Genomic DNA, 26250 nt, shown 5'->3' on the forward strand with positions numbered 1-26250 from the left:
CATTCTGCACGCGATCGATACTCACGCTCCCCCCGAGCATCCGCCAGGAGACATCCCGATGAGCAGCCCCGTCAACCGCCGTTCGAAGAACATCACCGAAGGCGTCGCGCGCGCACCGAACCGTTCGATGTACTACGCGCTCGGCTATCAGGAAGGCGACTTCAAGAAGCCGATGATCGGCGTGGCCAACGGCCATTCGACGATCACGCCGTGCAACTCCGGGCTGCAGAAGCTGGCCGACGCCGCGGTGGCCGGCATCGAGGAAGCCGGCGGCAATGCGCAGATCTTCGGCACGCCGACCATCAGCGACGGCATGGCGATGGGCACCGAAGGCATGAAGTACAGCCTGGTGTCGCGCGAGGTGATCGCCGACTGCATCGAAACCTGCGTCGGCGGCCAGTGGATGGACGGCGTGCTGGTGGTCGGCGGCTGCGACAAGAACATGCCCGGCGGCATGATGGGCATGCTGCGCGCCAACGTGCCGGCGATCTACGTCTACGGCGGCACCATCCTGCCGGGCCGCTACAAGGGCCAGGACCTGAACATCGTCAGCGTGTTCGAGGCGGTCGGCCAGTTCAGCGCCGGCAACATGAGCGAGGAAGACTTCTGCGAGATCGAGCGCCGCGCGATCCCCGGCAGCGGCTCGTGCGGCGGCATGTACACCGCCAACACGATGAGCTCGTCGTTCGAGGCGCTCGGCATGGCCCTGCCCTTCAGCAGCACGATGGCCAACCCGCACGACGAGACCGCCAACACCGCGAAGGCGGCGGCGCGCGCGCTGGTCGAGGCGGTGAAGGCCGACCTGAAGCCGCGCGACATCGTCACGAAGAAGTCGATCGAGAACGCGGTCGCGGTGATCATGGCCACCGGCGGCTCGACCAATGCGGTGCTGCACTTCCTGGCGATCGCCCATGCGGCCGAGGTCGAGTGGACGATCGACGACTTCGAGCGCGTGCGCCGCAAGGTGCCGGTGCTGTGCGACCTGAAGCCTTCGGGCCGGTACCTGGCGGTCGACCTGCACCGCGCCGGCGGCATCCCGCAGGTCATGAAGGTGCTGCTGAAGGCCGGCCTGCTGCACGGCGACTGCATGACGATCACCGGCAAGACGGTGGCCGAGAACCTGGCCGACATCCCCGACGTGCCGCGCGCCGACCAGGACGTGATCCGCACCATCGACAACCCGATGTACGCCGAGGGCCACCTGGCGATCCTGAAGGGCAACCTGTCGCCCGAAGGCTGCGTGGCCAAGATCACCGGCCTGAAGAACCCGGTGATAACCGGCCCGGCGCGGGTGTTCGACGACGAGCAGTCGGCGCTGGCCGCGATCATGGCCCGCAAGATCGTCGCCGGCGACGTGATGGTGCTGCGCTACCTCGGCCCGAAGGGCGGCCCGGGCATGCCGGAGATGCTGGCCCCCACCGGCGCGCTGATCGGCCAGGGCCTCGGCGAATCGGTCGGGCTGGTCACCGACGGCCGCTTCTCCGGCGGCACCTGGGGCATGGTGGTCGGCCACGTCGCGCCCGAGGCGTACGCCGGCGGCACCATCGCGCTGGTGCACGAGGGCGACTCGATCACGATCGACGCCCACACGCTGACGCTGCAGCTGAACGTCAGCGACGCGGTGCTGGCACAGCGGCGCGCCACATGGACGCCGCCGCCGCCGCGCTACACCCGCGGCGTGATGGCCAAGTTCTTCAAGAACGCAGCCAGCGCCAGCCAGGGCGCGGTGCTCGACAGGATCGACTGAGCCGGTACAGCACCGGCAGCACCAGCAGCGTGAGGGCGGTCGACGACAGGATGCCGCCGATCACCACCGTCGCCAGCGGCCGCTGCACCTCGGCGCCGGTGCCGGTGGCCAGCGCCATCGGCACGAAGCCGAGCGAGGCCACCAGCGCCGTCATCAGCACCGGCCGCAGGCGCGTCAGCGCGCCGTCGCGGATGGCCTCGTCCAGCCCCATGCCGTTCTCGCGCAGGCTGCGGATGTGCGACAGCATCACCAGCCCGTTCAGCACCGCGACGCCGCACAGCGCGATGAAGCCGACCGCCGCCGAGATCGACAGCGGCATGCCGCGCAGCCACAGCGCCAGCACGCCGCCGGTCAGCGCGAACGGGATGCCGGTGAACACCAGCAGCCCGTCGCGCACGCTGCCGAACATCGCGAACAGCAGCGCGAACACCAGCAGCAGCGCCAGCGGCACCACCACCTGCAGCCGCTGCGTGGCCGACGCCAGCTGCTCGAACGTGCCGCCCCAGGCCGTCCAGTAGCCGGCCGGCACCTTCACCGCGGCCAGCGCGGCCTGGGCCTCGGCGACGAAGCTGCCGAGGTCGCGCCCGCTGACGTTGGCGCTGACGACGACGCGGCGCTTGCCGTCTTCGCGCGAGACCTGGTTCGGCCCCGGCGCGAGGTCCAGCGATGCGATCTCGCCCAGCGGCACGTAGGCCGGCCCCGATGACGAGGCCGGCAGCGCGATCGGCAGCCGGCGCAGCGCGTCGATGTCCTGTCGCACCGCCTCCGGCAGCCGCACCAGGATGTCGAAGCGCCGGTCGCCCTGGAAGAACGTGCCCGCCTCGCGCCCGCCGATGGCCGCGGCCACCGTCTCCTGCACCTCGCCGAGGTTCAGCCCGTAGCGCGCGGCGCGGCCGCGGTCGATCTGCACCGACAGCATCGGCAGGCCGCCGGTCTGCTCCACCTTCACGTCGGTCGCGCCCGGCACCGCCTGCAACACCGCCGCCAGGCGCGCCGCGGTCGCGTCGAGCACCTGCTGGTCGTCGCCGAAGACCTTGACGGCGACATCGGAGCGCACCCCCGAGATCAGCTCGTTGAAGCGCAGCTGGATCGGCTGCGACAGCTCGTGCTGGCTGCCCGGTTGACGGGCCGCCTCGTCGCGGATCGCCGCCACCAGCTGCTCGCGGGTCTTGCGCGGCTCGGGCCACTGGTCGACCGGCTTCAGCATGATGTAGCCGTCGGAGATGTTCGGCGGCATCGGGTCGGCCGCGATCTCCGCGGTGCCGGTGCGCGCGAAGACGCGTTCGATCTCCGGGAAGGCGGCCACCAGCCGGGCCTCGAGCTGCTTCTGCATCTCGACCGATTGCGTCAGGCTGGTGCCCGGGATGCGCAGCGCCTGGATCGCGAGGTCGCCTTCGTCGAGGTTGGGCACGAACTCGCTGCCGAGCCGGCTTGCCACCGCCAGCGAGAACAGCACCGCCACCCCGGCAAACGCCAGCACCACCGGCGCATTCGCCATCGCGGCCCGCAACGCCGGCTCGTACCACTGGCGCGCCCGCACCATCAGGCGGTTGTCCTGCTCGGCCACGCGGCCGCCCATGCACAAGGCCATCGCGGCCGGCACGAAGCTGAACGACAGCAGCATCGCGCCGAGCAGCGCCAGCAGCACCGTCCAGGCCATCGGATGGAACATCTTTCCCTCGACGCCGGTGAGCGCGAGGATCGGCAGGTAGACCACCATGATGATCAGCTGGCCGAACAACAGCGGCCGGCGCGTCTCCTTCGCCGCCAGCGCCACCTCGTGGAAGCGCTCGGCCCGCGTCAGCAGCCGCCCGTGTTTCGCCTGCGCGTGCGCGAGCCGGCGGATCGCGCCTTCGGCACCGACGATGGCGCCGTCGATCAGCAGGCCGAAGTCGAGCGCCCCGAGGCTCATCAGGTTGGCACTGATGCCGCGGCCCACCATGCCGCTGAAGGTGAACAGCATCGCCAGCGGAATCACCATCGCCACCACCAGCGCCGCGCGCAGGTTGCCGAGGAACGCGAACAGGATCGCGGTCACCAGCACCGCGCCTTCGAGCAGGTTGTTGCGCACGGTCGCGATGGCCTTGTCGACCAGCGTCGTGCGGTCGTAGACGGTGACCGCCTGCACGCCGTCGGGCAGCGTGGTGTTGATGGCCGCCATCTGCCGGTCGACCGCGCGCGAGACGCTGCGGCTGTTCTCGCCCATCAGCATGAACACCGTGCCGAGCACCACCTCCCGGCCGTTCTCGGTGGCGGCGCCGGTGCGCAGCTCGCGGCCCGTCTCCACCTGCGCGACGTCGCGCACCCGCACGCCCGGCCCGACCAGGATGTCGCCGATGTCGTCGACCGAGCGCACCTGCCCCGGCGCGCGCACCAGCACCTGCTCGCCGCGCCGCTCGATGTAGCCGGCCCCCTGGTTGCCGTTGTTCTTCTCCAGCGCCGCCACCACGTCGGCCAGGCCCAGCCCGCGGGCACCGAGGCGCTCCAGGTCGGGAGCGACGACGTACTGCCGCTCGAAGCCGCCGATCGAGTTGACCTCGGTGACCCCGGGCACGTTGCGCAGCTGCGGCTTGATGACCCAGTCCTGGATCTCGCGCAGGTCGGTCGGCGTGTACGGCGTGCCGTCGGGCTTCTTCGCGCCGGGGCGGGCCTCCACCGTCCACAGGTAGATCTCGCCGAGGCCGGTCGAGATCGGCCCCATGCTCGGCGTGACGCCGCGCGGCAGCTGGTCGCGCGCCTCCTGCAGCCGCTGGTTGACGAGCTGGCGGGCGAAGTGGATGTCGGTGCCGTCGCGGAAGATCACCGTCACCTGCGACAGGCCGTAGCGCGACAGCGACCGCGTCTGCTGCAGCCCGGGCAGCCCCGCCATCACGCGCTCGATCGGGTAGGTGATGCGCTGCTCGGTCTCGAGCGGCGAATAGCCGGGCGCCTCGGTGTTGATGACCGCCTGCACGCTGGAGATGTCGACCACCGCGTCGACCGGCAGCCGCGTGAAGTTCCAGGCGCCGAGGGCCGCCATCCCGGCGACGCCCAGCATGACCAGCCAGCGCTGCGCGATGCAGAAGTGAATGATGCGTTCGAACATGGATCGCTCCGGCCTCAGTGGGCGTGCTCGGCGCCGGCCTTGCCGAGCTCCGATTTCAGGATGAAGGTGTTGCCCGCGGCATGGCGGTCGCCGGGCTGCAGGCCGGCGACGATCTCCACCCAGCGGCCGTCGCGGCGGCCGGTCCGGACCGGCCGCGCGACGAAGCCGCCCGGGGCCACGACGAAGAGCGTCGGCTGCCCGTCGATCTCCTGCAGCGCATCGGCCGCCACGGCCACCGGCACCTGCTGCGCCGCGCCCAGCGCCGCGACGGTCACGAACAGGCCGGGGCGCCAGGCGCCGTCGGGGTTGGCGAGCACGACGCGGGCGCGCGCGCTGCGGGTCTGCTCGCCGAGCAAGGCACCGATGTACGCGATGCGGCCTTCGGCGGTGCGCTCGAACGCGGTCGACGACACCACCACCTTCTGGCCGACGCGCAGCGTCGCGAGGTCCTTTGGCGCGACCGCGAACTCGGCCCAGACGCTGCGCAGGTCGGAGACGGTGAAGACGCTGGCGTCTTCCTTGACCGCCTCGCCGGCGGCCAGGTGCTTCTCGACCACGGTGCCGGCGAACGGCGCCCGCAGCGCGAGGCGGTTCAGCGGGCCGTCGGCCGTGGCCGGGGCGCCGACGGCGGCCAGCTTCGCTTGCGCGTTCTCCACCGCGATGTCGGCCTCCTGCAGCGCCGCCTGCGCCTGCTGGAGGTCGTGCAAGGCCGAGACCTTCTGTTCCCACAGCGTCTTCTCGCGCTCGTGCGCCACGCGCGCGGCGGCCTGCCGCTTGCGTGCGCCCAGCAGTTCGCTGCGCTGCTCGGAGAGCGCGGTGCTCGCGATCACCGCCAGCACCTGCCCGGCCTGCACCACCTGCCCGAGGCTTGCCGGCACGGCCTGCGCGACGCCGGCGAGCCGGGGCACGATGTGCGCGGTGCGGTCGTCGTCGAAGCGGATCTCCCCGAGGAAAGGCGTGCCGTGCTGCAGCGTGGCCGGGCCCGCGGCCTGCACCGCGATGCCGGCCGCCTTCAGCTGCGCATCGTCGATCCTGACCTCGCGCTGGTCGTGGGCGCTTGCGCCGGCGAGCACATCGGGACGCTCGCTTCGGTGTTCGTCGGCGTGTGCCTCGTGGCCTGCCGCTTCGCCGCCGGGATGCCGTTCGGTCAGCAGCACGGCCGTGCCGCCCAGCAGCCCGGCCAGCACGATGACCGCGATCGCAATGCCTTGTCGTTGTGTGATTGCCATGGTGATTCTCGAGGGTTGGGGGTCAGCGGCCAAGCAGGCGATCGATCGCCGCGGCGGCCTGGTGGGCGCTGGACAGCGCCGACAGATGGCGCTCGCGGGCCTGCAGCAGCGAACGCTGCGCGTCGAGCACGTCGAGGAAGCCGAACTTGCCAGCCTCGAAACCGCGCGTCGCGGCGTCGTGGGCCTGGCGCGCGGCCGGCAGCACCGTGTCCTTCAGCCGGCGCACCGTGGTGGTCGCCAGCGCCAGCTGCCCGCAGGCCTGCTGCAACGCCGCCAGCGCCTGCAGGCGGGCCTGCTGCTGCTCGGCCTCGGCCTTGTCGGCACGGCGCGCCGCTTCGAGCACGCCGCCCTGCTGGCGGTCGAACAGCGGCAAGGGCAGCGAGACGCCGACGATGGCCAGCGTGCGCCCGAGCTCGTTGTCGCGCTTGGCGCCCACGCTGACGCCCAGGTCGGGCACCGCGCGGCTGCGCGCCAGGTCGACCAGCGCGCGCTGCCGGTCGAGCTCGAGGCGGTGCGCCTGCAGGCCGGGCGAGGCGTCCAACCCGGCCAGCAGCTCGCCGAACGGCGGGCGCGAGGGCAGCGCGTCGGTGTCGCCCTGCACGCGGGCGAAGTCCGGCTCGGCGTCGCCCCACAGCGTGGCCAGCGACCGGCGCGCCTGGGCCAGCGCGACGTCGGCCTCGGCGGCTTCGAGCTGCGCATTCGCCTCGTCGACGCGCGCACGGGCTTCATCGATCGGCGCCACCTTGCCGGCGGCCACGCGCCGGGCGGCGGCATCGGCGGCCGCGGCAGCGAGCCGGACCGAATCCGCACTCAGCGCCAGCCGTTCCTGCGCCACCAGCACGCCGAAGAACTCGCGGGCGACTTCGGCGCGCAGCCGCGAGCGGGTGTCGGCCGAGACCGCCTGCGCCAGCTCGCGCGAGCGTTCGGCCACCGCGATCCGCGCCGCGCGCTTGCCGCCGAGCTCGATCGGCCATTCGAGCGTGGCCGTCGTGCTGCGCGACGCGCGCCGGGTGTCTTCGACGGCGGCGTTCAGCGTCGGATTGGCGCGTGCGCCGGCTTGCTGCAGCGCCGCTTCGGCGGCGTCGGCATCGCGCTGCGCCGCCAGCAGCACGGGGCTGCGCGACACGGCCCGTTCGACGGCGCCGTCGAGGCTGAGTTCAAGAAAGGGAGTCGCAGGCTGGGCCTGGACAGGAAGCGGGCTCGACCACATCGCCGCGAGCACCAGCGGCATCAACATTCTTCGCATCGAATCTCATCGGTTGGGACCTGAGGATTCGGCGAAACGCGAGCGCCTCCGCGACCGGAAGCGGGGGGAATGGAGTCAGTTCACGCGTCTCGCCGGACGGCGAGACGGGGCCACTGGGGGCGGTCGGGCGCCCGGGCGAGCGCGGAGCTGAACGCCGCGTCGGACGACAGCCCGGCGGCGCTGGCGGATTGCAGGGCCGGCGAGCCTTGCAGCGTGCCGGGGCCGAGGGCCGGGCTGCAGGCGGCATGGCAGGTGGCGCAGTCGGTGTCGACGGCCAGCGAGCCGCCGGACGCCTGCCCGCGCTCGTCTTGATGCTCGTGCAGGTGGTGGCCGATGTGGCGGGCCTGGACGCTGCCGCCGGGCGCGGCGCCCTCGTGTTGACCACTCTCGTGTTGACAATACGCAGAGGCAGCCCCCCACGCCAGCTGCAGCGGCAGCAGCACGGCGAAGAACAGGAGCAGCCAGCGGCGCATCGACGGTCAGACCTTGCGCTTCTTGCGGCGGCCGCGATGGTCCATGCCGAGCTTCTCGAGGCTTTCCTTGCGCCGCTTGGCCACGCGCTCGTCCATCTTCTCGATCTCCTTGCGCTTGGTGTAGCCGGTAGTGTCCGCAAAGATCCACCAGGCGATGGCCGCGGCGAACGGCCACAGGATCGCGAGCCAGCCCCATTCGGCGGCCGGCCCGACCTCGGCCATTTTCATCACCAGCAGCAAGACGCCCAAAACGACGAAATACATGATCTTCCCTCGGCCTTCCGGCTTGTCCTACGGCAAGGCACGGTCAACCGCGCCACGTAGAATTCGTTGAGTTGTCCAGTGATCCAAATGTAATGGATGGCTCCCCACCCCTTCGGAAGGAAATCATGAAGTCGCTGCTTTCGCTGATCGTTGCCCTCTCCGCCCTGGCGGCCGCACCGGCTTTCGCCAACCCGGAGCTGGCGCAGAAGAAGAACTGCATGGCCTGCCACGCCGTCGACAAGAAGCTGGTCGGCCCGGCCTACAAGGACGTCGCCGCGAAGTACGCCGGCCAGAAGGACGCCGTCGACAAGCTGTCGCAAAAGGTCATCAAGGGCGGTGCCGGTGTCTGGGGCGCGGTGCCGATGCCGGCGAACACGCAGGTGTCGGATGCCGAAGCCAAGCAACTGGTGACCTGGATCCTCGGCTTGAAGTGACCCACCCCCGAGGCGCTTCGCGCCTCCCCCTCAAGGGGGCGCCGCCAGTGGCCCGGCAAAGCCGGTTCCGCGGCGTGCGCTGGATATAGAAGGCCCCCCTGCGGGGCCTTCGTCATTTCAATAGGCCTGCCCCAGCTGCTCCAGGATCGCCGGGTTCTCCAGCGTGCTGGTGTCCTGCGTCACCGCCTCGCCCTTGGCCACCGAGCGCAGCAAGCGCCGCATGATCTTGCCGGAGCGCGTCTTCGGCAGGTTGTCGCCGAAGCGGATGTCCTTCGGCTTCGCGATCGGGCCGATCTCCTTGCCGACCCAGTCGCGCAGCTGTTTCGCGATCGCCTTGGCCTCGTCGCCGGTCGGGCGCGGGCGCTTCAGCACGACGAACGCGCAGATCGCCTCGCCGGTCGTGTCGTCCGGGCGGCCGACCACCGCGGCTTCGGCGACCAGGTCGGTGCAGCCGACCAGCGCCGATTCGATCTCCATCGTGCCCATCCGGTGCCCGCTGACGTTCAGCACGTCGTCGATGCGGCCGGTGATCGTGAAGTAACCGGTCTTCTCGTCGCGGATCGCGCCGTCGCCGGCCAGGTAGTAGCGGCCCTGGAAATCGGCCGGGTAGTAGCTCTTCTTGAAGCGCTCCGGGTCGCCGTAGATGGTGCGGATCATCGCCGGCCACGGCTTCTTGACGACCAGGATGCCGCCCTGCCCGTTCGGCACGTCCTTGCCGGTCTCGTCGACGACGGCCGCGATGATGCCGGGGAACGGCAGCGTGCAGGAGCCCGGCACCAGCGGCGTCGCGCCCGGCAGCGGCGTGATCATGTGGCCGCCGGTCTCGGTCTGCCAGAAGGTGTCGACGATCGGGCAGCGGCCGCCGCCGATGTGCTCGTGGTACCACTCCCACGCGGCCGGGTTGATCGGCTCGCCGACCGAGCCGAGGATGCGCAGCGACGCGAGGTCGTAGTTGCGCGGGTGCACCGCGGCATTGCTCTCGGCCGCCTTGATCAGCGAGCGGATCGCGGTCGGTGCGGTGTAGAAGATCGAGACCTTGTGGTCCTGGATCATCCGCCAGAAGCGGCCGGCATCGGGATAGGTCGGCACGCCCTCGAACACGACCTCGGTGCCGCCGAGCGCCAGCGGCCCGTAGGCGATGTAGGTGTGGCCGGTCACCCAGCCGATGTCGGCGGTGCACCAGAAGATGTCGTCGGGCTTCAGGTCGAAGGTCCACTTCGTCGTCAGCGCCGCGTGCAGCAGGTAGCCGCCGGTCGAATGCTGCACGCCCTTCGGCTTGCCGGTGGAACCCGAGGTGTACAGCAGGAACAGCGGGTGTTCGGCGCCGACCCATTCGGGCTCGCAGGTGGCCGGCTGCGCGGCCGTCAGCTCGTGCATCCAGCGGTCGCGCGACGCATCGAACGCGATCTTGCCGCCGGTGCGCTGGTAGACGATCACGCTCTTGATGCTGTCGCAGCCGCCGAGCGCGATCGCGTCGTCGACGATCGCCTTCAGCGGCAGCTGCTTGCCGCCGCGCAGCTGCTCGTCGGCGGTGATCACCATCACCGCGCCGGCGTCTTCGATGCGATCGCGCAGGCTCTGCGCCGAGAAACCGCCGAACACCACCGAATGGGTCGCGCCGATGCGCGCGCAGGCCTGCATCGCGACCACGCCCTCGACCGACATCGACATGTAGATGACGACGCGGTCGCCCTTCCCGACGCCCTGCGACTTCAGTGCGTTGGCCATGCGGCAGGTCTTTGCCAGCAGGTCGCGGTAGCTGACGCGCGTCACCTGGCCGTCATCGGCCTCGAAGACGATCGCGGTCTTGTCGCCGAGGCCGGCCTCGACCTGCTTGTCCAGGCAGTTGTACGAGACGTTCAGCGTGCCGTCCTCGAACCACTTGAAGAACGGCGCCTGGCTGCTGTCGAGCGTCTTCGTGAACGGCGTCTTCCAGCTCACCATCTCGCGCGCGAGACGGGCCCAGTAGCCTTCGTAGTCGGCCTCGGCCTCGGCGCACAGCTTGTCGTAGGCGGCCATGCCGGACACATGGGCGGCCTTGGCCAGTGCCGCGGGCGGGGGGTAGACCTTGTGCTCGCTCGAACTCATTGCTTGTCTCCTTCAGCGGTTTGCGCAGCGGTTTGCAAATTCTGCTCGCACCATAGACAGCTGCTCTTACGAACGACTGACGAAGGCGCCCGGGGTCTTCACCGATGGTGGGCCAACTAGAATTCCCGGCAACCGGACTATCCCTGCACTCCCCATGGCCCAGATTCCCGATCGCGGCGACCGCAAGCTGCGCGCGTTGCCCAACCTCATCTTCATGAGCCGTTGGCTGCAGTTGCCGCTGTACCTCGGGCTGATCGTCGCGCAGGCGGTCTACGTGTTCCACTTCTGGGTCGAGCTGGTGCACCTGGTCGAAGCGGCCTTCGGCAGCCAGACGGCGCTGCAGGCGGTGTTCAGCGCGGTCGGCGTCAGCGGCGAGGCGGCCCAGGGCACCAAGCTGACCGAGACGACGATCATGCTGGTGGTGCTCGGACTGATCGACGTGGTGATGATCTCCAACCTGCTGATCATGGTGATCGTCGGCGGCTACGAGACCTTCGTGTCGCGCATGAACCTCGAAGGCCACCCCGACCAGCCCGAATGGCTGAGCCACGTCAACGCGTCGGTGCTGAAGGTCAAGCTCGCGACCGCGATCATCGGCATCTCGTCGATCCACCTGCTGAAGACCTTCATCAACGCCGACGCGCTGAGCGACCGAGTGCTGATCGCGCAGACGGTGATCCACTGCGCGTTCCTGCTGTCGGCGATGGCGATCGCGATGACGGACCGGCTGCTGCCCAGAGGCCCCGCCGATCACTGAGCCTGGCGCGACCCGCCCAGCAACAGCAGCGTGCCGATGACGCCGGCGACCAGCGAGCCGCACAGCACGCCGAGCTTGACCTGGGTCTCGTAGTCGCCACCGCGGCCTTCGAAGGCCAGCGCGCCGATGAACAGGCTCATCGTGAAGCCGACGCCGCACAGCACGCAGACGCCGAAGAACTGCCGCGTGCTGGCACCCGCCGGCAGTTCGGCGCCGGCCAGGCGGATCAGCAGCCACGACGCGCCGAACACCCCGATCGCCTTGCCGAGCACCAGACCGGCGGCAATGCCCAGCGGCACCGTCTGCGCGAGCGTCGCGAAGCTGACGCCCTGCAGCGACACGCCGGCATTCGCGAACGCGAACATAGGAAGCACCGCGAACGCCACCCACGGGTGCAGCGCGTGCTCGGTGGCTTCGAGCGGCGAATGGCCGTCGTCGCCGGCACCGCGCAACGGGATCGCCAGCGCCGTCGCCACGCCGGCCAGCGTCGCATGCACGCCCGACTTCAGCACGCACACCCAGATCACCAGCCCGACGACGACGTACGGCGCGACGCTCATGACCCGGCTGCGGTTCATCAGGAACAGCACCACCCCGCCCGCCAGCGCGGCGCCCAGCATCGTGAGCGACACGTCGGCGGTGTAGAAGAACGCGATGACAACGATGGCGCCCAGGTCGTCGATGATGGCCACTGCCGTCAGGAACACCTTCAGCGACGCCGGCACCCGCGAGCCCAGCAGCATCAGGATGCCGAGCGCGAACGCGATGTCGGTGGCCGCCGGAATGGCCCAGCCGTGCAGCGCGACCGGATCGCGCAGGTTGATCAGCGCGTAGATCAGCGCCGGCACCGCCATGCCGCCGACCGCAGCCCCCGCCGGCAGCAGCGCCTGGCGCGCCGAGGCCAGCTCGCCGGCCAGCAGCTCGCGCTTGATCTCGAGCCCGACCAGGAAGAAGAACACCGCCATCCACAGGTCGTTGACCCACAGCAGCAGCGGCTTGGCCAGCACCAGCAGGTCGCCGCCGATGCGCAGCTCGCCGGGCAGGCCGACGAAACGCTGGTAGGCGTCGTGCCACGGCGAGTTGCTGACGACCAGCGCGATCGCGGCTGCCAGCGCCAGCACGACGCCGCCGGCCGACTCGGATGCGATGAAGCGCCGGACGCTGTTCAGCATGAGTTCTCCCCTATCAGTAAAATTCGCCGCTTCAAGCCAAGCCCGTCCGCCGGGGATTGTTCCGTAGTTCCGCCCACTTTCCGGGATAGCCACATGACCTCGATCCGCTACACCGACCTGGTTGACAGCGTCGCCGCCGCATTGCAATACATCAGCTACTACCACCCGGCCGACTACATCGCGCACCTCGCGCGGGCGTACGAATCCGAGCAGGGGCCGGCCGCGAAGGACGCGATCGCGCAGATCCTGACCAATTCGAAGATGTGCGCCGAAGGGCGCCGCCCGATCTGCCAGGACACCGGCATCGTCAACGTCTTCATGAAGATCGGCATGGACGTGCGCTTCGAGGGCTTCCCGTCGGGCGTCGAGGAGGCGGTCAACGAAGGCGTGCGCCGCGGCTACCTCGACCCCGAAAACAAGCTGCGCGCGAGCATCGTGGCCGACCCGCACTTCGAGCGCAAGAACACCAGGGACAACACGCCGGCGGTGATCCACATGAGCGTGGTGCCGGGCAACACGGTCGACATCCAGATCGCGGCCAAGGGCGGCGGCAGCGAGAACAAGAGCAAGTTCGTGATGATGAACCCGAGCGACAGCCTGGTCGACTGGGTGCTGAAGACGGTGCCGACGATGGGCGCCGGCTGGTGCCCGCCGGGCATGCTGGGCATCGGCATCGGCGGCACCGCCGAGAAGGCGATGCTGCTCGCGAAGGAGTCGCTGATGCAGGACATCGACATGTACGAGCTGAAGGCGCGCGGCCCGCAGAACAAGCTCGAGGAGCTGCGCATCGAGCTGTGCGACAAGATCAATGCGCTCGGCATCGGCGCGCAGGGCCTGGGCGGCCTGACCACCGTGCTCGACGTGAAGATCGCCACCTACCCGACGCATGCGGCCAGCAAGCCGGTCGCGATGATCCCGAACTGCGCCGCCACCCGCCATGCGCACTTCGTGCTCGACGGGTCGGGCCCGGCCTTCCTCGAAGCGCCCAGCCTCGACCTGTGGCCCGACGTGAAATGGGCGCCCGACTACAACAAGAGCCGCCGCGTCGACCTCGACACGCTGACGCGCGAAGAGGTGGCGAGCTGGAAGCCGGGCGAGACGCTGCTGCTGAACGGCAAGATGCTGACCGGCCGCGATGCCGCGCACAAGCGCATCCAGGACATGCTCGCCAAGGGCGAGAAGCTGCCGGTCGACTTCACGAACCGCGTCATCTACTACGTCGGCCCGGTCGATCCGGTGCGCGACGAGGTGATGGGCCCGGCCGGCCCGACCACCGCGACGCGCATGGACAAGTTCACCGAGATGATGCTCGCAGAGACCGGGCTGATCGGCATGATCGGCAAGGCCGAGCGCGGCCCGGCCGGCATCGACGCGATCCGGAAGCACAAGTCGGCCTACCTGATGGCGGTCGGCGGCGCGGCCTACCTGGTGTCGAAGGCGATCCGCAAGGCCGAGGTCGTCGGTTTCGCCGACCTGGGCATGGAAGCCATCTACGAGTTCGAGATCAACGACATGCCGGTGACGGTGGCGGTCGATTCCGAAGGCACCTCGGTGCACCAGACCGGGCCGAAGGAATGGCAGGCGAAGATCGGAAAAATCCCGGTGGCCGTGGCCTGACGCGGCCCGGATCCAATCCGGGACTCGCCGCATGCCGGAAGCCCTGCCCTTCGCGCTGACCAAGCTCCAGCCGCCGCGCCCGCGCAGCGAGCACCTGGCGCGCCCCCAGCTCGAACGGCAACTGGCAGCCGCCATCGGCCAGGCCCGGCTGATGCTGCTGTGCGCGCCGGCCGGTTTCGGCAAGACGGCGCTGCTGGGCCAGCTGCTGGCGTCGCTCGAACAACGGCCCGGCGGCGCGATCGCCTGGATCGCCGCCGACGATGACGACGACCTCGCCCGCTTCGTCGCCTGCCTGGTGGCCGCACTGGAGCCGCACGACCTGCCGTGGCGCATCTCGCCACAGGCGCTCGCGACGCTCGGCCAGCAGCCGCGCGGGCTGCGCCGCATCGCCGACGAACTGCTGAGCGCGCTGGGCGGTGCCGACCTGCGGCACGGGCTGATCGTGCTGGACGATGCGCACCGCATCGCCGATGCGCGCATCTTCGAGCTGCTCGACCTGCTGCTGGAGCACCTGCCCGCGCCATGGACCGTGCTGCTCGCGAGCCGCACCGATCCGCCGCTGTCGCTGGCCCGGTTGCGCGCGCAGGGCGAGTTGCTGGAGCTGCGCCAGGCCGAGCTGGGCTTCGCCGACGACGAGGTCCGATCGCTCGCCGCGCAGCGCGGCGCCGGCGCGGCGCTCGTCGAGCCGCTGATCGGGCGGCTGCAGGGCTGGCCGGCCGGCATCCGCCTGAGCCTCGATGCCGCGACGCTCGCTGGTGCCCGTGCGCCGGCGGCGCTCAGCCAGCGCCACCTGTTCGACTACCTGGCGAGCGAGGTGCTGGCCGACATGCCGGACGGCCTGCGCCGCTTCCTGCTGCAGACCTCGGTGCTGGCCGAGCTGGAGGCCGGCCGCTGCGCCGCGCTGACCGGCGACCCGCAGGCCGCCGACTGGCTCGACGACATCGAGCGCCGCGGCCTGTTCGTCACCGTGCTCGACGGGCCGCAGCTGACGCTGCGCCTGCACGACCTGTTCCGCGATTTCCTCGAGGACCGGCTGCGCCAGGAGTCGCCCGACGCGCTGACCGGCCTGCTGCACCGCGCCGCCGACACCGAGCCGGACGACGCGCGCCGCATCGCCTACCTGCAGCGGGCCGGCGACTGGGCCGCGGCCGAGGCGGCACTGAACGCCGTCGCGCGCGGCTGGCTCAGCGACGGCCTGCTGACGCAGACGCAGCGGCTGCTGGCGCAGTTTCCGCCCGCATGGCGCGAGCGCTCGTCGACGCTGATGCTGCTGCAAGGGCTGGCCGCGTGGGCGCACTGGGATTTCGTCGCGATGGCCGGGCATTTCCAGCAGGCACTGCGGCTGGCCGAGCAACAGGGCCACGCAGCGCAGGCGCAGCTTGCCAAGGCCTGCGTCGCGCTGAGCCTGTGCCAGCTCGACCGGCGCGACGAGGCGGCCGCGCTGCTCGCCGACCTGCGCGGGCAGGCGCTGCCGCGCGACGCCGAGATCACGACGCTGACCGCCAGCCTGTGGCATGCCGGCGACTACGGGCCGGTCGGGCCGTCGGCCGGCTACCTGGCGCGGCGCAACGAGTTGCTGGCCGATTGCACCGACATCGGCCTGTGGTACCAGGCGACGCCCAACCCGCGCGACGTGGCGCTGCCCGGCGCGGCCCCCGCGCTGACGCTGTTCGTCGAGCGCGCGTTGCGCCTGGCGCCCGAGCACCCGACCGCGATGAGCGCGATCACCTGGCTGCTGTACGGGCTGATCGCGCTGTGGCACGGCGATGCGGTGCGCGCGGCCGAACGGCTGCAGCGCGCCGACGAGGAGTCGCGCTGGCTCGGCGGCCCGCGCAATGTGCGCACGATGCTGGCGCTGGCACGCGGCATGCTGCATGCGCTGCGTGGCGACATCGACGCGATGCGCGAGGCCGCCGCCCACCTGCTGGCCGACCCCGAGCAGGAGCCGCCGAGCGCACGCCGCGACAAGCTGCGCCGCGCCATGCAGTTCCAGGTGCTGCGGCTGGCGATGATCGCCGACGACGGCGAGCGCGCGCGTGCGCTGGTCGCCACGCTGGGCGCGCCCGATCTGCTGGTCTCGAGCCGCATCGCGCAGCGCGCCCGCGAGCTGGCGCTGCCGGCCTTCGCGGCCGAGCTGGCGGAACACTGGCCGCAGGTGGTCGAGTGCTGGCAGGCGGCGCTGCAGACGCCGGAAGCGCTCGAGTGGTACGGGCTGCTGACCGAAGGCCGGCTGCGGCTGGCCGCGGCGCTGGTGCGGCTGGGCCGGGCGCGCGATGCGGTGCCGCTGGTCGAGGCGGCCGCCCTGCGCTGCGCGAACGATGGCTGGATCGGCTCGGCCTTGCTGGCCGGACCGCGCGTGCTCGCGGTGCTGGCGCATGGCGGACTGGCGCTCGGCGCCGGCGCGCAGGCGGCGCTCGCGAACTGGCTGGACCGCGCCGAGCAGTTGCGCGGACACCGGCCGCTGCGGGCGGATGGCGCGCCGGTCGTCGCGCCGGCCCTCGCGCTGGATACGCGGTCCACGGGGCCGACCGCGGACCCGCTCGCGGGGCTGAGCGCGCGAGAACGCGAGGTGCTGGCCCGCATGGCCGCCGGCGACAGCAACAAGCTGATCGCGCGCGCGTTCGAGCTGAGCCCGCACACGGTGAAGCGGCATGTCGCGAACATCCTCGACAAGCTCGGCGCCGACACGCGCGGCCAGGCGGCGGCGCGCTGGCGCGACGCGCAATCGACGCCGACGGAGGCATTCCGCGCCGATTGATCCGCGATGGAACCGCGACGCACCGGCCGGTCACTCAGGCCGGTATCCCTCCGACGACCATCACGGTGACCTCATGAAACGCTCCCTCTCTCCCGGCGCCCCACCGCGCCGCGGCGCCGTTCCTCCCTTCGCAGGCGACCCGGCGGGCCAGGTCGGGTTGCAGCGCTTGCTCGAAGGAATGGCCCACATCGACACGTCGCACGAAGACCCATGCGTGCAAACGTTCCAGGCCCAAGGGGTCATGCCCGACCCCGCGACGCGTGCCGGTGCTGCCGATGCCCAGCTCGTCCTCCACTGGTGTGCCGATCACGGGCTCGACGACCTGTTCCTGATGGGGGCCAAAGCCTTCAATGCGCAGGCGCAGCCTCCGGGCGTGAGCCGCTACCGCGGCCAGGGCATTGACCTCGAGTTCGAGGACATCGCTGCAGAAGAGCGCCCCTTCTTCATCGGCGTCCTGCCCGGTTGCCCGGAGATCACCGGCATCGAGCTGCCGATCCCGTCGGACCCCGAGCAGGCCGCCGAGCTCGCCCAGGCGCTGGGAGACAACATCGGCCTGAATTCTCTCAAGCTGCACGTGGACGAGAACGCGCCACCGGAAGCCGGCGCATTGGTGCGGCTGTTCTCGCATCCCACGGCGCGCGCCAGGCCATTGGCTGAACTGGAAATCATCGTGACCGCCGCGCCGGCCGACCTCGACGCCGGCGAATGGAAGCGCCGGTTGTGCAGTTCGCTGTCGACACACCTGATGGCGAACGCCGCCTGTCTGACCCTGCCTTGGTGCGACGAGCTGCTGGGATGGCTGATGGAAGCGAGCCAGGAGAGCCCGTGCCTGTCATCGCTGGAGTTGCGCGGAAATCTTCAGGGCTGCACACAGCTGCGCAAGCTGGTGGTGGATGCATTGCAGCATCCGGACTGCAAACTGAGGTCGCTGTCGTTTGCCAACGCGGCCTTCAACCAGGCACTGGCCGATGCGCTGATCGGGGCCGTCGAGACAAACACCTCATTGCTCCAACTTCACCTTGGCGACACGGAGCTGACAAACGAAGCATTCGGGCGGCTGACGGCGGCGCTGCAGCGCAACCAGGCGCTCGCGCGACAGGCCTTCCAGCAGCGCCACGGATTGCAGGGGGTGTTCAGCGGCCTGTCGCAGATGTGACCGGCGCATCGATCGGCTCACACCACCACCGGCTCCGGCTCGAGCCGGATCCCGAAGCGCCCGTACACGCTCTCCTGGATCGCGCGTGCCAGCGTCACCACCTCGGAGCCGATCGCGCCGCCGCGGTTCACGATGACCAGCGCCTGCTTCTCGTAGACGCCGGCTCGGCCGATGCTCTTGCCCTTCCAGCCGCAGGCGTCGATCATCCAGCCGGCCGCCAGCTTCACGCTGCCGTCGGGCATCGGATAGTGCACGATCTCCGGATCGCGGCCGATGATGTCGCGGCACTGCTCGGGCGTCACGACCGGGTTCTTGAAGAAGCTGCCGGCGTTGCCGACCACCGCCGGATCCGGCAGCTTGGCGCGGCGGATCGCGCAGACCCAGTCGAACACCTGCTGCGGGCTCGGCGCGCCGATGCCGGTCTCGTGCATCTTGCGTTCGAGTTCGAGGTAGCCGAGCACTGGCTGCCACGGCTTGGGCAGCCGAAAGCGCACCCGCGTGATCACGCTGCGGCCGGCCAGCGAATGCTTGAAGACGCTGTCGCGGTAGCCGAACGCGCAGATGCCGCTGGCGAGCGTGACGCTGCGGCCGGTCACCAGGTCGACGGCATCCAGCGATTCGAAGCGGTCTTTCAGCTCGATGCCATAGGCGCCGATGTTCTGCACCGGCGACGCGCCCACCGTGCCGGGGATCAGCGCCATGTTCTCGAGGCCCGGCCAGCCCTGGGCCAGCGTCCACGCGACGAACTCGTGCCAGTTCTCGCCGGCGCCGGCCTCGACGATCCAGGCGCTGTCGGTCTCGCGCACCAGCGAGCGGCCCTTGACCTCGACTTTCAGCACCACCTGGGGCATGTCGCGCGTCAGCACGATGTTGCTGCCGCCGCCGAGCACGAACTTCGGGGCACGGCCGAGCTGGGGATGGTCGACGACGCGGCGCACGTCGGCATCGCCCGCGATGCGCACCAACGTGTGGGCGACAGCCGGCAGTCCGAAGCTGTTGTAGGGTTTCAGGCTGACGCCCGACTCGATTTGCATGCGAGAATTTTCGCTGATCCGGAAGAGGAATGAACGACCATGCCCAGCTTCGATGCCGTACTCGACCCCAACCTCGTCGAGGTTCGCAATGCCGTGGACCAGACTGCCAAGGAAATCGGCACCCGTTTCGACTTCAAGGGCTCGTCCGCCCGCGTCGAATTGAAAGAGAAGGAACTGACGGTCTACGCCGACAGCGACTTCCAGATCGGCCAGGTGATGGACATCCTGCTGGCCAAGCTCACCAAGCGCAGCGTCGACATCCGCTTCCTCGACCGCAGCGCGAAGATCGAGAAGATCGGCGGCGACAAGGTCAAGCAGTTGATCACCGTCAAGAACGGCATCGACAGCGACACCGCGAAGAAGATCCAGGCGCTGATCAAGCAAAGCAAGATGAAGGTGCAGGCCGCGATCCAGGGCGACACGGTGCGCGTCACCGGCGCCAAGCGCGATGACCTGCAGGCGGCGATGGCACTGATCCGCAAGGACGTGCCGGACGCGCCGCTGAGCTTCGACAATTTCAGAGACTAGGTGGGCACCCCCCCGAAGGCGCTTCGCGCCTTGGCGAGCGTCCTGCTGTTCGCGCCTGGCGCGTGGGCTCAAACCGTCTCGCTCAGCGGCACGCTGGGTGCCGACAAGGCGCTGCTGATGATCAATGGCGCGCCGCGGACGTTGGCGGTCGGCAGCACGGTGCAAGGGGTCAAGCTGGTCAGCATGGCGGGCGGCGACGCGATCGTCGAGATCGGCGGCGAGCGCCGGCAGCTGCGGCTCGGCGGCGTGCAGGTCAGCCTCGGCGCGGCGCCGGTCGAAGGCGGCGGCAGTCGCATCGTGCTGCCGGTCGGGCCGGGTGGCCACTTCTTCACGCAGGGCTCGATCAACGGGAAGGCGGTGGTGTTCGTCGTCGACACCGGCGCCACCACCGTGACCATCGCGCAGTCCGAAGCCGACGCGATCGGCCTGAAGTACCTCGACGGCCAGCGCGGCATGGTCAGCACCGCGAACGGCTCGGTGCCGGCCTACCGCATCACGCTGAGTTCGGTGCGCGTCGGCGACGTGCAGGTCTACAACGTCGACGCCGTCGTGCTGCCCGCCTCGATGAGCCAGGTGCTGCTCGGCAACAGCTTCCTGACGCGCTTCCAGATGCGGCGCGACAACGACACGATGACGCTCGACAAGAAGCCGTAGCCCTCACGCCGGCGGCCGGGCCAGCGCAAAGCTGACCACCGCGACCACCCCCATCCCCGCCAGCATCAGCAGCAGCTCGCGGTAGCCCGGCAGCACCAGCAGCAGCCAGGCCGTCAGCAGCGGCGCGGCCGCCCGCGACAGCAGCGCGATCGCCGACATCGCGCCGCCGATGCGCCCCACGTGCGCACGGCCGAAGTACGCCGGCACCAGGTTGCCGCGCACGATGGTCACCAGCCCGTTGGCGATGCCGAACAGCACCGCGAACGCGATCAGCGCGGCCAGGTTATCGGCCACCGCGAAGATCGCGAACGACAGCGGCAGCCCGCCCAGCACCGCCAGCCCCAGCCCGCGCGGCGTGACGCGGCGCCCGAACGCGAGGAACACCAGCCGGCCGGCCACCTGGGCCGGGCCGATCCAGGTCAGCACCGCCAGCGCCTGCCCCTCGCTGCGCCCCTTGGCCGCGAAGATCGGCATCACGTGCGCCCACAGCGCCGCCGCCGAGAACGAGTACAGCGTGAAGGTGATCGTCAGCAGCCACAAGGCCCGGTGGCGCAGCGCCTCGTGCAGCGTCGCATCGTCGGCTTCGTCGTGCGCACCGCGCGGTGCGTGCGGCGGATCGCTGCCGCGCAGCGCCCACGCATGCAGCGGCGCCACGCCCAGCAGCAGCACGCCGCCGATCACCGCCAGCGCGACACGCCAGCCGCAGGCGTTCACCAGCCAGGCCGCCGCCGGAAACGACAGCGTGCTCGCGAAGCCGCCGACCAGCGTCAGCGACGTGATGCCGTCGCGGTAGCGCTCCGGAAAACGCTTCGTCAGCACGTTGAAGGCCGGCTCGTACAGCGTCATCGCCATCGCGGCGCCGAGCAAGGCCCACGCCGCATACAGCGTGGCCGGTCGATCCACCTGCGACCACACCAGGAAACCCACCCCCGCGAACACCGCGCCGAGCGTCATCACGCCGCGCCCATGTCCGCGGTCGATCGCGGCACCGGCCGCGTAGCTGCTCGCACCCCACACGGCCAGGCCGAGCGTGAAGGCCCCCATCAACACGGGTTTGCTCCACCCCAAGGCCTGCTGCATCGGCAGCACGAACGACGAGAATGCGTAGTGCAGCGCCGCCCAGCTCACCAGCTGGCCGGCAGCCAGCGCGGCCACGGTGGATCGGTAGGAAGAAGTCACCGCGGGATTATCGGTAGGCCCGTTGTCGCTGCTGGGACAGTTCGTCAGCGCACGACCGTGCTAAAACGCGGCGCACAGGAGACACGACGATGGATTTGAACTTCACGCCCGAAGAGCAGGCCTTCCGACAGCAGATTCGCAGCTGGGTGGCCGAGCACCTGCCGAAGGACATCAGCCACAAGGTGCACAACGCGCTGCGGCTGTCGAAGGACGATCTGCAGCGCTGGGCGAAGATCCTCGGCAAGCAGGGCTGGCACGGCTGGGCCTGGCCGAAGCAGTTCGGCGGCCCGGGCTGGAACGCGGTCCAGCGCCACCTGTTCGAAGAAGAATGCGCGCTGGCCGGTGCGCCACGCGTCGTGCCGTTCGGGCCGGTGATGGTGGCGCCGGTGATCATGGCCTTCGGCTCGCCCGAGCAGCAGAAGCGCCACCTGCCCGGCATCATGAGCGGCGACGTGTGGTGGAGCCAGGGCTACAGCGAACCCGGCTCGGGCTCCGACCTGGCGTCGCTGAAATGCCGCGCCGAGCGGCGTGGCGACTACTACGTCGTCAACGGCCAGAAGACCTGGACCACGCTCGGCCAGTACGGCGACTGGATCTTCTGCCTGGTGCGCACCAGCACCGAAGGCAAGCCGCAGACCGGCATCAGCTTCCTGTTGATCGACATGAAGAGCCCCGGCATCACGGTGCGCCCGATCATCACGATGGACGGCGAGCACGAGGTCAACGAGGTCTGGTTCGACGACGTCGAGGTGCCGGCGGACAACCTGGTCGGCGAGGAGAACAAGGGCTGGACCTACGCCAAGTACCTGCTGGCCCATGAGCGCACCAACATCGCCGACGTGAACCGCTCGAAGCGCGAGCTGGAGCGGCTCAAGCGCATCGCGAAGGCGGAGAAGGTGTACGGCGACGTGCGCTTCCGCGACGAGATCGCGAAGCTGGAGGTCGACATCGTCGCGTTGGAGATGATGGTGCTGCGGGTGCTCAGCGGCGAGAAGTCCGGCAAGCAGTCGCTCGACGTGGCCGGCCTGCTGAAGATCCGCGGCAGCGAGATCCAGCAGCGCCTGACCGAGCTGCTGATGCTGGCCGCCGGGCCGTACAGCGTGCCCTTCATCCATGACGCGATGGAAGCCGGCTGGCAGGGCGACCACGTCGGCGCGGCGTATTGCGCGCCGCTGGCGGCGACCTACTTCAACGTGCGCAAGACGACCATCTACGGCGGCAGCAACGAAGTGCAACGCAACATCGTCGCGCAGACGGTGCTGGGCTGAGGAAACGACATGGACTTCGACTTCTCCGACGATCAAGAGATGCTGCGCGACTCGGTGCGCAAGTGGGTCGCCAAGGGCTACGACGCCGAGCGCCGCAAGCGCATCGTGCAGGCCGGCGGTTTCTCGCGCGAGGCCTGGCGCGAGCTGGCCGACCTCGGGCTGACCGGGCTGTTCGTGCCCGAGGCGCACGGTGGCATGGGCTTCGGGCCGACCGACGCGATGGTGGTGATGGAAGAGCTGGGCCGCGGCCTGGTGCTGGAACCCTATGCGCAAGGCGCGCTGATCGCCGGCGGCGTGCTGTCCGCCTGCACGCCGCAGCCGGCCATCGCCGGCTGGCTCGAGAAGATCGCCGGCGGCGATGCGCTGGTCGTGCTGGCGCACCAGGAGCGCGGGGCGCGCTACCGGCTCGCGCATGTGGAGACCACGGCCAAGGCAGCCGGCGAGGGCTGGACGCTGAGCGGCGCGAAGAGCGTCGTGCCGGCCGGTGACCAGGCCGATGCGTTCATCGTGCCGGCGCGGGTGTCGGGCGCGGTCGACGACCCGGCCGGCATCGCGCTGTTCCTCGTCGAGCGCCGCGCCACCGGCGTGAAGACGCGCGGCTACGGCAGCGCCGATGGCGCGCGCGCCGCCGAGCTGACGCTGGCCGGTGCACCGGCCACGCTGCTGGTGCCGGCGGGTGGCGGGCATGCCGCGCTGGAACTCGCGATCGACATCGGCATCGCGGCGCTGTGCGCCGAAGCGGTCGGGGCGATGGACCAGCTGGTCGCGGTGACGGTCGAGTACATGAACACCCGCAAGCAGTTCGGCGTCGCGATCGCGAGCTTCCAGGCGCTGCGCCACCGCATCGCCGACGTGAAGATGCAGCTCGAACTCGCACGTTCGATGAGCTACTTCGCGACGCTGAAGATGAACGAGCCAGCCGCCGCGCGCCGCCGCGCGCTGGCGCAGGCCAAGTACCAGCTGGGCGTCTCGATGCGCTTCGTCGGCCAGCAGTGCATCCAGCTGCACGGCGGCATCGGCGTGACCGACGAGTACATCGCCGGGCACTACTTCAAGCGGCTGACGGTGATGGAGCTGAGCTTTGGCGACACGCTGCACCAGTTGGGCGAAGTTTCTGACCGCATGCAGGACACCGCAGGCGTGTTCGCGTAGGACTCGGACCACGGCCGAAGGCGCGTCGCGCCTTCGTGCCGCGGGAGCGGTGCCCGCCATAATCGCCGGGTCCCCCGTTCCCACCCCAGCGATGCACTCTCCCTCAGGCCTGAGCGCCGTTCCCGGTCTGCGCGTCGGCCACTTCACCGACAGCCGCCGGCCGACCGGCTGCACCGTCGTGCTCGCGCCCGCGGGCGCGGTCGGCGGCGTCGACGTGCGCGGCGCCGCGCCGGGCACGCGCGAGACCGACCTGCTGTCGCCGCTGAACGCCGTCGAGCAGGTCCATGCGGTGATGCTGGCCGGCGGCAGCGCGTTCGGGCTCGATGCGGCCGGCGGCGTGATGCGCTGGCTCGACGAGCGCGGCATCGGCTACCCGGTCGGCCCGCACCGCGTGCCGATCGTGCCGGCAGCCATCCTGTTCGACCTGTCGGTCGGCGACGGCCGCATCCGCCCCGACGCGGCCGCCGGCTATGCCGCCTGCGAGGCCGCGAGCGACGCGCCCTGTGCCGAAGGCAATGTCGGCGCCGGCGCCGGCGCGCTGGTCGGCAAGCTGTTCGGGCTCGAGCGTGCGATGAAGGGCGGCTTCGGCAGCGCCTTCGTCACGGTGGCCGGCGTCACCGTCGGCGCGTGGGTGGCCGTCAATGCGATGGGCGACGTGATCGACCCCACCAGCAGCCGCGTGCTGGCGGGTGCGCGCCGCGCCGACGGCAGCGGCCTGCTCGACAGCACGCAGGCCTTGCTGCGCGGCGAGTTGCCGCACCCCTTGCAGCCGGGCGCGGCAACCACGATCGGCGTCGTCGGCACCGATGCCGTGCTGACCAAGGCTCAGGCCAACAAGATCGCGCAGACCGCGCACGACGGGCTGGCGCGCAGCATCAGCCCGGTGCACACGCAGAGCGACGGCGACACGGTGTTCGCGCTCGCCACCGGCGCCAGCGGGCTGGTCGCCCACCCGACGCTGCTCGGCACCATGGCGGCCGAGGCGATGGCCCGCGCCGTCGTCCGCGCCATCGAGGCAGCGGCCGCCTGGGGACCGTATCCGGCGGCGCGCGACCTCGCCCGACCCGGATGAGCGCTCCCGTGGCCGATACCTTTCCGCCGATCGTCTTCGTGCACGGCAACGGCGACACCGCCGCGCTGTGGCTCACCACCGTCTGGCGCTTCGAGAGCAACGGCTGGCCTCGCGAGCGCCTGCACGCGATCGACATGCCCTGCCCGCTCGCGCGCGACGACGACGGCATCGCGCAGCCCGGCCGCAGTTCCAGCGACGACGCGCGCCGCTGCGTGGCCGACGCCGTCGAGCAGGCCTGCCGCCGGCATGGCGTCGCGCAGGTGGTGCTGATCGCCAATTCGCGCGGCGGCTTCGCGGTGCGCAACTTCGTTGCGAACGACGGCGCGGCGCAGGTGTCGCACGCGATCCTCGGCGGCACGCCGAACCACGGGGTGTGGGCCGATGCGGGCTTCCGGCCGGGCAACGAGTTCAACGGCGCCGGGCCGTTCCTGCAGAGGCTGAACGCAGGCCACGGCGATGGCGACGAGACGACGCCCGGCCCGCGCTGGATGACCGTGCGCTCCGACGGCAACGACAAGTACGCGCAGCCCGATGGCCTGTGGATCGGCGCGCCCGGCCGGCCGACCGGCGTCGATGCCGACGGCCCGGCGCTGCGCGGCGCGCACAACGTCGTGATCGCCGGCATCGACCACCGCGAGACTTCGTTCGGCCCGGTCGCGTTCGACGCGATGTGGCGCTTCCTGACCGGCCGCGCGCCGGCGACGCTGCAGCCGACGCCTGCCGACGGCACCATCGAGTTGAGCGGCACCGTCTCGGGCCTGCACCCGCAGGCCGCGGTGCACGACAACCTGCCGCTGGCCGGCGCCACGGTCGAGGTGCATGCGACCGATCCGGCCACCGGCGAACGCGTCGGCGCGCCGCTGTACCGCCACGCCGTCGGCAGCGACGGCGCGTGGGGCCCGCTGGCCACCGACAGCCGCACGCCGCTCGAGTTCGTCATCAGCGCGCCCGGGCACGGCACGACGCACCTCTACCGCTCGCCGTTCGCGCGCTCGTCATCGCTGGTGCACCTGCGCGCGATGCGGCTGGCGGACGTCGATGCCGATGCGGACGCCGACCCGGCGGCCGACCGCGACGCGCTCGCGCTGGTGCAGCTGAGCCGGCCGCGCGGCTACTTCGGCGTGCCGCGCGACCGCATCCTGCTCGACGGCCACCCGCCCGCCGGGCTGCCGCCGGGCGTCGCGGGCCTGTCGCTGGCCGCCGTCAAGGTGACCGACACGGCCGGCCGCGCGGTGGCCGCAGAATTCAACGGCGAGCGCATCGTCGGCCGCGCCTGGCCGTGCGCCGACGGGCACGTCGTGCTGCTCGAACTCCATTCCTGAACGAAAGATTTTTCG

At 70.6% G+C, this 26250-nt stretch carries 21 protein-coding genes; 12 read left to right on the forward strand and 9 right to left on the reverse strand.

The features are described from left to right. Positions 1–58 precede the first annotated feature (58 nt). Positions 59–1747 (forward strand): dihydroxy-acid dehydratase, encoded by a 1689-nt coding sequence (gene ilvD, locus ASC98_RS09030; RefSeq protein ID WP_056816285.1) that lies wholly within the window; start codon positions 59–61, stop codon positions 1745–1747. Here ilvD and ASC98_RS09035 read toward each other — a convergent pair. From ASC98_RS09035 to ASC98_RS09055, 5 genes are all read right to left on the reverse strand, one after another. Beyond that, positions 1695–4832, reverse strand: a complete 3138-nt coding sequence (locus ASC98_RS09035) for a CusA/CzcA family heavy metal efflux RND transporter (protein WP_056816287.1) — start codon at positions 4830–4832, stop codon at positions 1695–1697. The two genes, ilvD and ASC98_RS09035, sit on opposite strands and share 53 nt — an antisense overlap. A gap of 14 nt (positions 4833–4846) precedes the next feature. Then, positions 4847–6061 carry an efflux RND transporter periplasmic adaptor subunit gene (locus tag ASC98_RS09040; protein ID WP_056816290.1) on the reverse strand — a complete coding sequence of 405 codons (1215 nt, stop codon included), beginning with the start codon at positions 6059–6061 and terminating at the stop codon, positions 4847–4849. 22 nt (positions 6062–6083) lie between these two features. Beyond that, positions 6084–7307: a TolC family protein gene (locus ASC98_RS09045; protein WP_056816293.1), complete on the reverse strand. Its 1224-nt coding sequence runs from the start codon at positions 7305–7307 to the stop codon at positions 6084–6086. A gap of 80 nt (positions 7308–7387) precedes the next feature. Next, positions 7388–7780: a cation efflux protein, CzcI family gene (gene czcI, locus ASC98_RS09050; protein ID WP_056816296.1), complete on the reverse strand. Its 393-nt coding sequence runs from the start codon at positions 7778–7780 to the stop codon at positions 7388–7390. Between the two features lie 6 nt (positions 7781–7786). After that, positions 7787–8044, reverse strand: coding sequence for a TIGR04438 family Trp-rich protein (locus ASC98_RS09055; protein WP_056816300.1), 258 nt, complete (start codon positions 8042–8044; stop codon positions 7787–7789). Between the two features lie 125 nt (positions 8045–8169). Between ASC98_RS09055 and ASC98_RS09060 the strand changes: the two genes are divergently transcribed. Beyond that, positions 8170–8478 (forward strand): c-type cytochrome, encoded by a 309-nt coding sequence (locus ASC98_RS09060; RefSeq protein ID WP_056816303.1) that lies wholly within the window; start codon positions 8170–8172, stop codon positions 8476–8478. 117 nt (positions 8479–8595) lie between these two features. Here the strand turns inward: ASC98_RS09060 and acs are convergent, their stop codons facing one another. Then, positions 8596–10566, reverse strand: a complete 1971-nt coding sequence (gene acs, locus ASC98_RS09065) for an acetate--CoA ligase (protein WP_056816306.1) — start codon at positions 10564–10566, stop codon at positions 8596–8598. Positions 10567–10720: 154 nt separating this feature from the next. On the opposite strand from acs, the gene ASC98_RS09070 reads away from it, so the two are divergent. After that, positions 10721–11323 carry a YqhA family protein gene (locus tag ASC98_RS09070; protein ID WP_056816310.1) on the forward strand — a complete coding sequence of 201 codons (603 nt, stop codon included), beginning with the start codon at positions 10721–10723 and terminating at the stop codon, positions 11321–11323. On the opposite strand, the gene nhaA is transcribed toward ASC98_RS09070, so the two are convergent. Beyond that, a complete protein-coding gene (gene nhaA / locus ASC98_RS09075) occupies positions 11317–12495 on the reverse strand; it encodes a Na+/H+ antiporter NhaA (RefSeq protein WP_056816313.1) in 1179 nt (392 codons plus the stop codon). The genes ASC98_RS09070 and nhaA overlap by 7 nt on opposite strands. Positions 12496–12588: 93 nt before the next feature. Here nhaA and ASC98_RS09080 point away from each other — a divergent pair, with 93 nt between their 5' ends. The 3 genes from ASC98_RS09080 (at position 12589) to ASC98_RS09090 (ending at position 18026) form a co-directional block, all read left to right on the forward strand. After that, on the forward strand, positions 12589–14112 hold the full coding sequence (locus tag ASC98_RS09080) for a fumarate hydratase (protein ID WP_056816316.1): 1524 nt from the start codon (positions 12589–12591) through the stop codon (positions 14110–14112). A gap of 31 nt (positions 14113–14143) precedes the next feature. After that, positions 14144–16870, forward strand: coding sequence for a LuxR C-terminal-related transcriptional regulator (locus ASC98_RS09085; protein ID WP_056816319.1), 2727 nt, complete (start codon positions 14144–14146; stop codon positions 16868–16870). 73 nt (positions 16871–16943) lie between these two features. Next, positions 16944–18026, forward strand: coding sequence for a hypothetical protein (locus ASC98_RS09090; RefSeq protein WP_157597648.1), 1083 nt, complete (start codon positions 16944–16946; stop codon positions 18024–18026). A 17-nt stretch (positions 18027–18043) separates the two neighbouring features. On the opposite strand, the gene murB is transcribed toward ASC98_RS09090, so the two are convergent. Next, entirely contained in the window at positions 18044–19060 is a 1017-nt protein-coding gene (gene murB, locus ASC98_RS09095) for a UDP-N-acetylmuramate dehydrogenase (protein ID WP_056816326.1), read from the reverse strand. A gap of 39 nt (positions 19061–19099) precedes the next feature. On the opposite strand from murB, the gene ASC98_RS09100 reads away from it, so the two are divergent. Together ASC98_RS09100 and ASC98_RS09105 are read left to right on the forward strand one after the other, a co-directional pair. Continuing rightward, positions 19100–19588, forward strand: a complete 489-nt coding sequence (locus ASC98_RS09100) for a YajQ family cyclic di-GMP-binding protein (protein ID WP_047590248.1) — start codon at positions 19100–19102, stop codon at positions 19586–19588. 30 nt (positions 19589–19618) lie between these two features. Next, a complete protein-coding gene (locus tag ASC98_RS09105; RefSeq protein ID WP_235581214.1) occupies positions 19619–20242 on the forward strand; it encodes a TIGR02281 family clan AA aspartic protease in 624 nt (207 codons plus the stop codon). 3 nt (positions 20243–20245) lie between these two features. Here ASC98_RS09105 and ASC98_RS09110 read toward each other — a convergent pair whose 3' ends face one another. Continuing rightward, entirely contained in the window at positions 20246–21421 is a 1176-nt protein-coding gene (locus ASC98_RS09110; RefSeq protein WP_082541563.1) for an MFS transporter, read from the reverse strand. An 89-nt stretch (positions 21422–21510) separates the two neighbouring features. Between ASC98_RS09110 and ASC98_RS09115 the strand changes: the two genes are divergently transcribed. From ASC98_RS09115 to ASC98_RS09130, 4 genes are all read left to right on the forward strand, one after another. Continuing rightward, on the forward strand, positions 21511–22689 hold the full coding sequence (locus ASC98_RS09115) for an acyl-CoA dehydrogenase family protein (RefSeq protein ID WP_056816334.1): 1179 nt from the start codon (positions 21511–21513) through the stop codon (positions 22687–22689). A 9-nt stretch (positions 22690–22698) separates the two neighbouring features. Then, positions 22699–23841, forward strand: coding sequence for an acyl-CoA dehydrogenase family protein (locus tag ASC98_RS09120; protein ID WP_056816337.1), 1143 nt, complete (start codon positions 22699–22701; stop codon positions 23839–23841). A gap of 91 nt (positions 23842–23932) precedes the next feature. Beyond that, positions 23933–24913 (forward strand): P1 family peptidase, encoded by a 981-nt coding sequence (locus ASC98_RS09125; RefSeq protein ID WP_056816339.1) that lies wholly within the window; start codon positions 23933–23935, stop codon positions 24911–24913. Then, positions 24910–26235 carry a twin-arginine translocation pathway signal gene (locus ASC98_RS09130; protein ID WP_056816342.1) on the forward strand — a complete coding sequence of 442 codons (1326 nt, stop codon included), beginning with the start codon at positions 24910–24912 and terminating at the stop codon, positions 26233–26235. The genes ASC98_RS09125 and ASC98_RS09130 overlap by 4 nt, the downstream gene beginning before the upstream one ends. Positions 26236–26250 lie beyond the last annotated feature (15 nt).

Origin of the sequence: Rhizobacter sp. Root1238 (genome assembly GCF_001425825.1) — a bacterium.
Classification (GTDB): domain Bacteria; phylum Pseudomonadota; class Gammaproteobacteria; order Burkholderiales; family Burkholderiaceae_C; genus Rhizobacter.

Excerpts from the sequence above, each read along its gene's own strand:
- ASC98_RS09040 (WP_056816290.1), bottom strand. The coding sequence starts at position 6,061 with ATGGCAATCACACAACGACAAGGCATTGCGATCGCGGTCATCGTGCTG.
- ASC98_RS09130 (WP_056816342.1), top strand. The coding sequence starts at position 24,910 with ATGAGCGCTCCCGTGGCCGATACCTTTCCGCCGATCGTCTTCGTGCAC.
- ASC98_RS09045 (WP_056816293.1), bottom strand. The coding sequence starts at position 7,307 with ATGCGAAGAATGTTGATGCCGCTGGTGCTCGCGGCGATGTGGTCGAGC.
- ASC98_RS09115 (WP_056816334.1), top strand. The coding sequence starts at position 21,511 with ATGGATTTGAACTTCACGCCCGAAGAGCAGGCCTTCCGACAGCAGATT.
- ASC98_RS09035 (WP_056816287.1), bottom strand. The coding sequence starts at position 4,832 with ATGTTCGAACGCATCATTCACTTCTGCATCGCGCAGCGCTGGCTGGTC.
- ASC98_RS09100 (WP_047590248.1), top strand. The coding sequence starts at position 19,100 with ATGCCCAGCTTCGATGCCGTACTCGACCCCAACCTCGTCGAGGTTCGC.
- acs (WP_056816306.1), bottom strand. The coding sequence starts at position 10,566 with ATGAGTTCGAGCGAGCACAAGGTCTACCCCCCGCCCGCGGCACTGGCC.
- ASC98_RS09060 (WP_056816303.1), top strand. The coding sequence starts at position 8,170 with ATGAAGTCGCTGCTTTCGCTGATCGTTGCCCTCTCCGCCCTGGCGGCC.
- ASC98_RS09090 (WP_157597648.1), top strand. The coding sequence starts at position 16,944 with ATGAAACGCTCCCTCTCTCCCGGCGCCCCACCGCGCCGCGGCGCCGTT.
- ASC98_RS09070 (WP_056816310.1), top strand. The coding sequence starts at position 10,721 with ATGGCCCAGATTCCCGATCGCGGCGACCGCAAGCTGCGCGCGTTGCCC.
- ilvD (WP_056816285.1), top strand. The coding sequence starts at position 59 with ATGAGCAGCCCCGTCAACCGCCGTTCGAAGAACATCACCGAAGGCGTC.
- czcI (WP_056816296.1), bottom strand. The coding sequence starts at position 7,780 with ATGCGCCGCTGGCTGCTCCTGTTCTTCGCCGTGCTGCTGCCGCTGCAG.
- ASC98_RS09055 (WP_056816300.1), bottom strand. The coding sequence starts at position 8,044 with ATGTATTTCGTCGTTTTGGGCGTCTTGCTGCTGGTGATGAAAATGGCC.
- ASC98_RS09085 (WP_056816319.1), top strand. The coding sequence starts at position 14,144 with ATGCCGGAAGCCCTGCCCTTCGCGCTGACCAAGCTCCAGCCGCCGCGC.
- nhaA (WP_056816313.1), bottom strand. The coding sequence starts at position 12,495 with ATGCTGAACAGCGTCCGGCGCTTCATCGCATCCGAGTCGGCCGGCGGC.
- ASC98_RS09120 (WP_056816337.1), top strand. The coding sequence starts at position 22,699 with ATGGACTTCGACTTCTCCGACGATCAAGAGATGCTGCGCGACTCGGTG.
- ASC98_RS09080 (WP_056816316.1), top strand. The coding sequence starts at position 12,589 with ATGACCTCGATCCGCTACACCGACCTGGTTGACAGCGTCGCCGCCGCA.
- murB (WP_056816326.1), bottom strand. The coding sequence starts at position 19,060 with ATGCAAATCGAGTCGGGCGTCAGCCTGAAACCCTACAACAGCTTCGGA.
- ASC98_RS09125 (WP_056816339.1), top strand. The coding sequence starts at position 23,933 with ATGCACTCTCCCTCAGGCCTGAGCGCCGTTCCCGGTCTGCGCGTCGGC.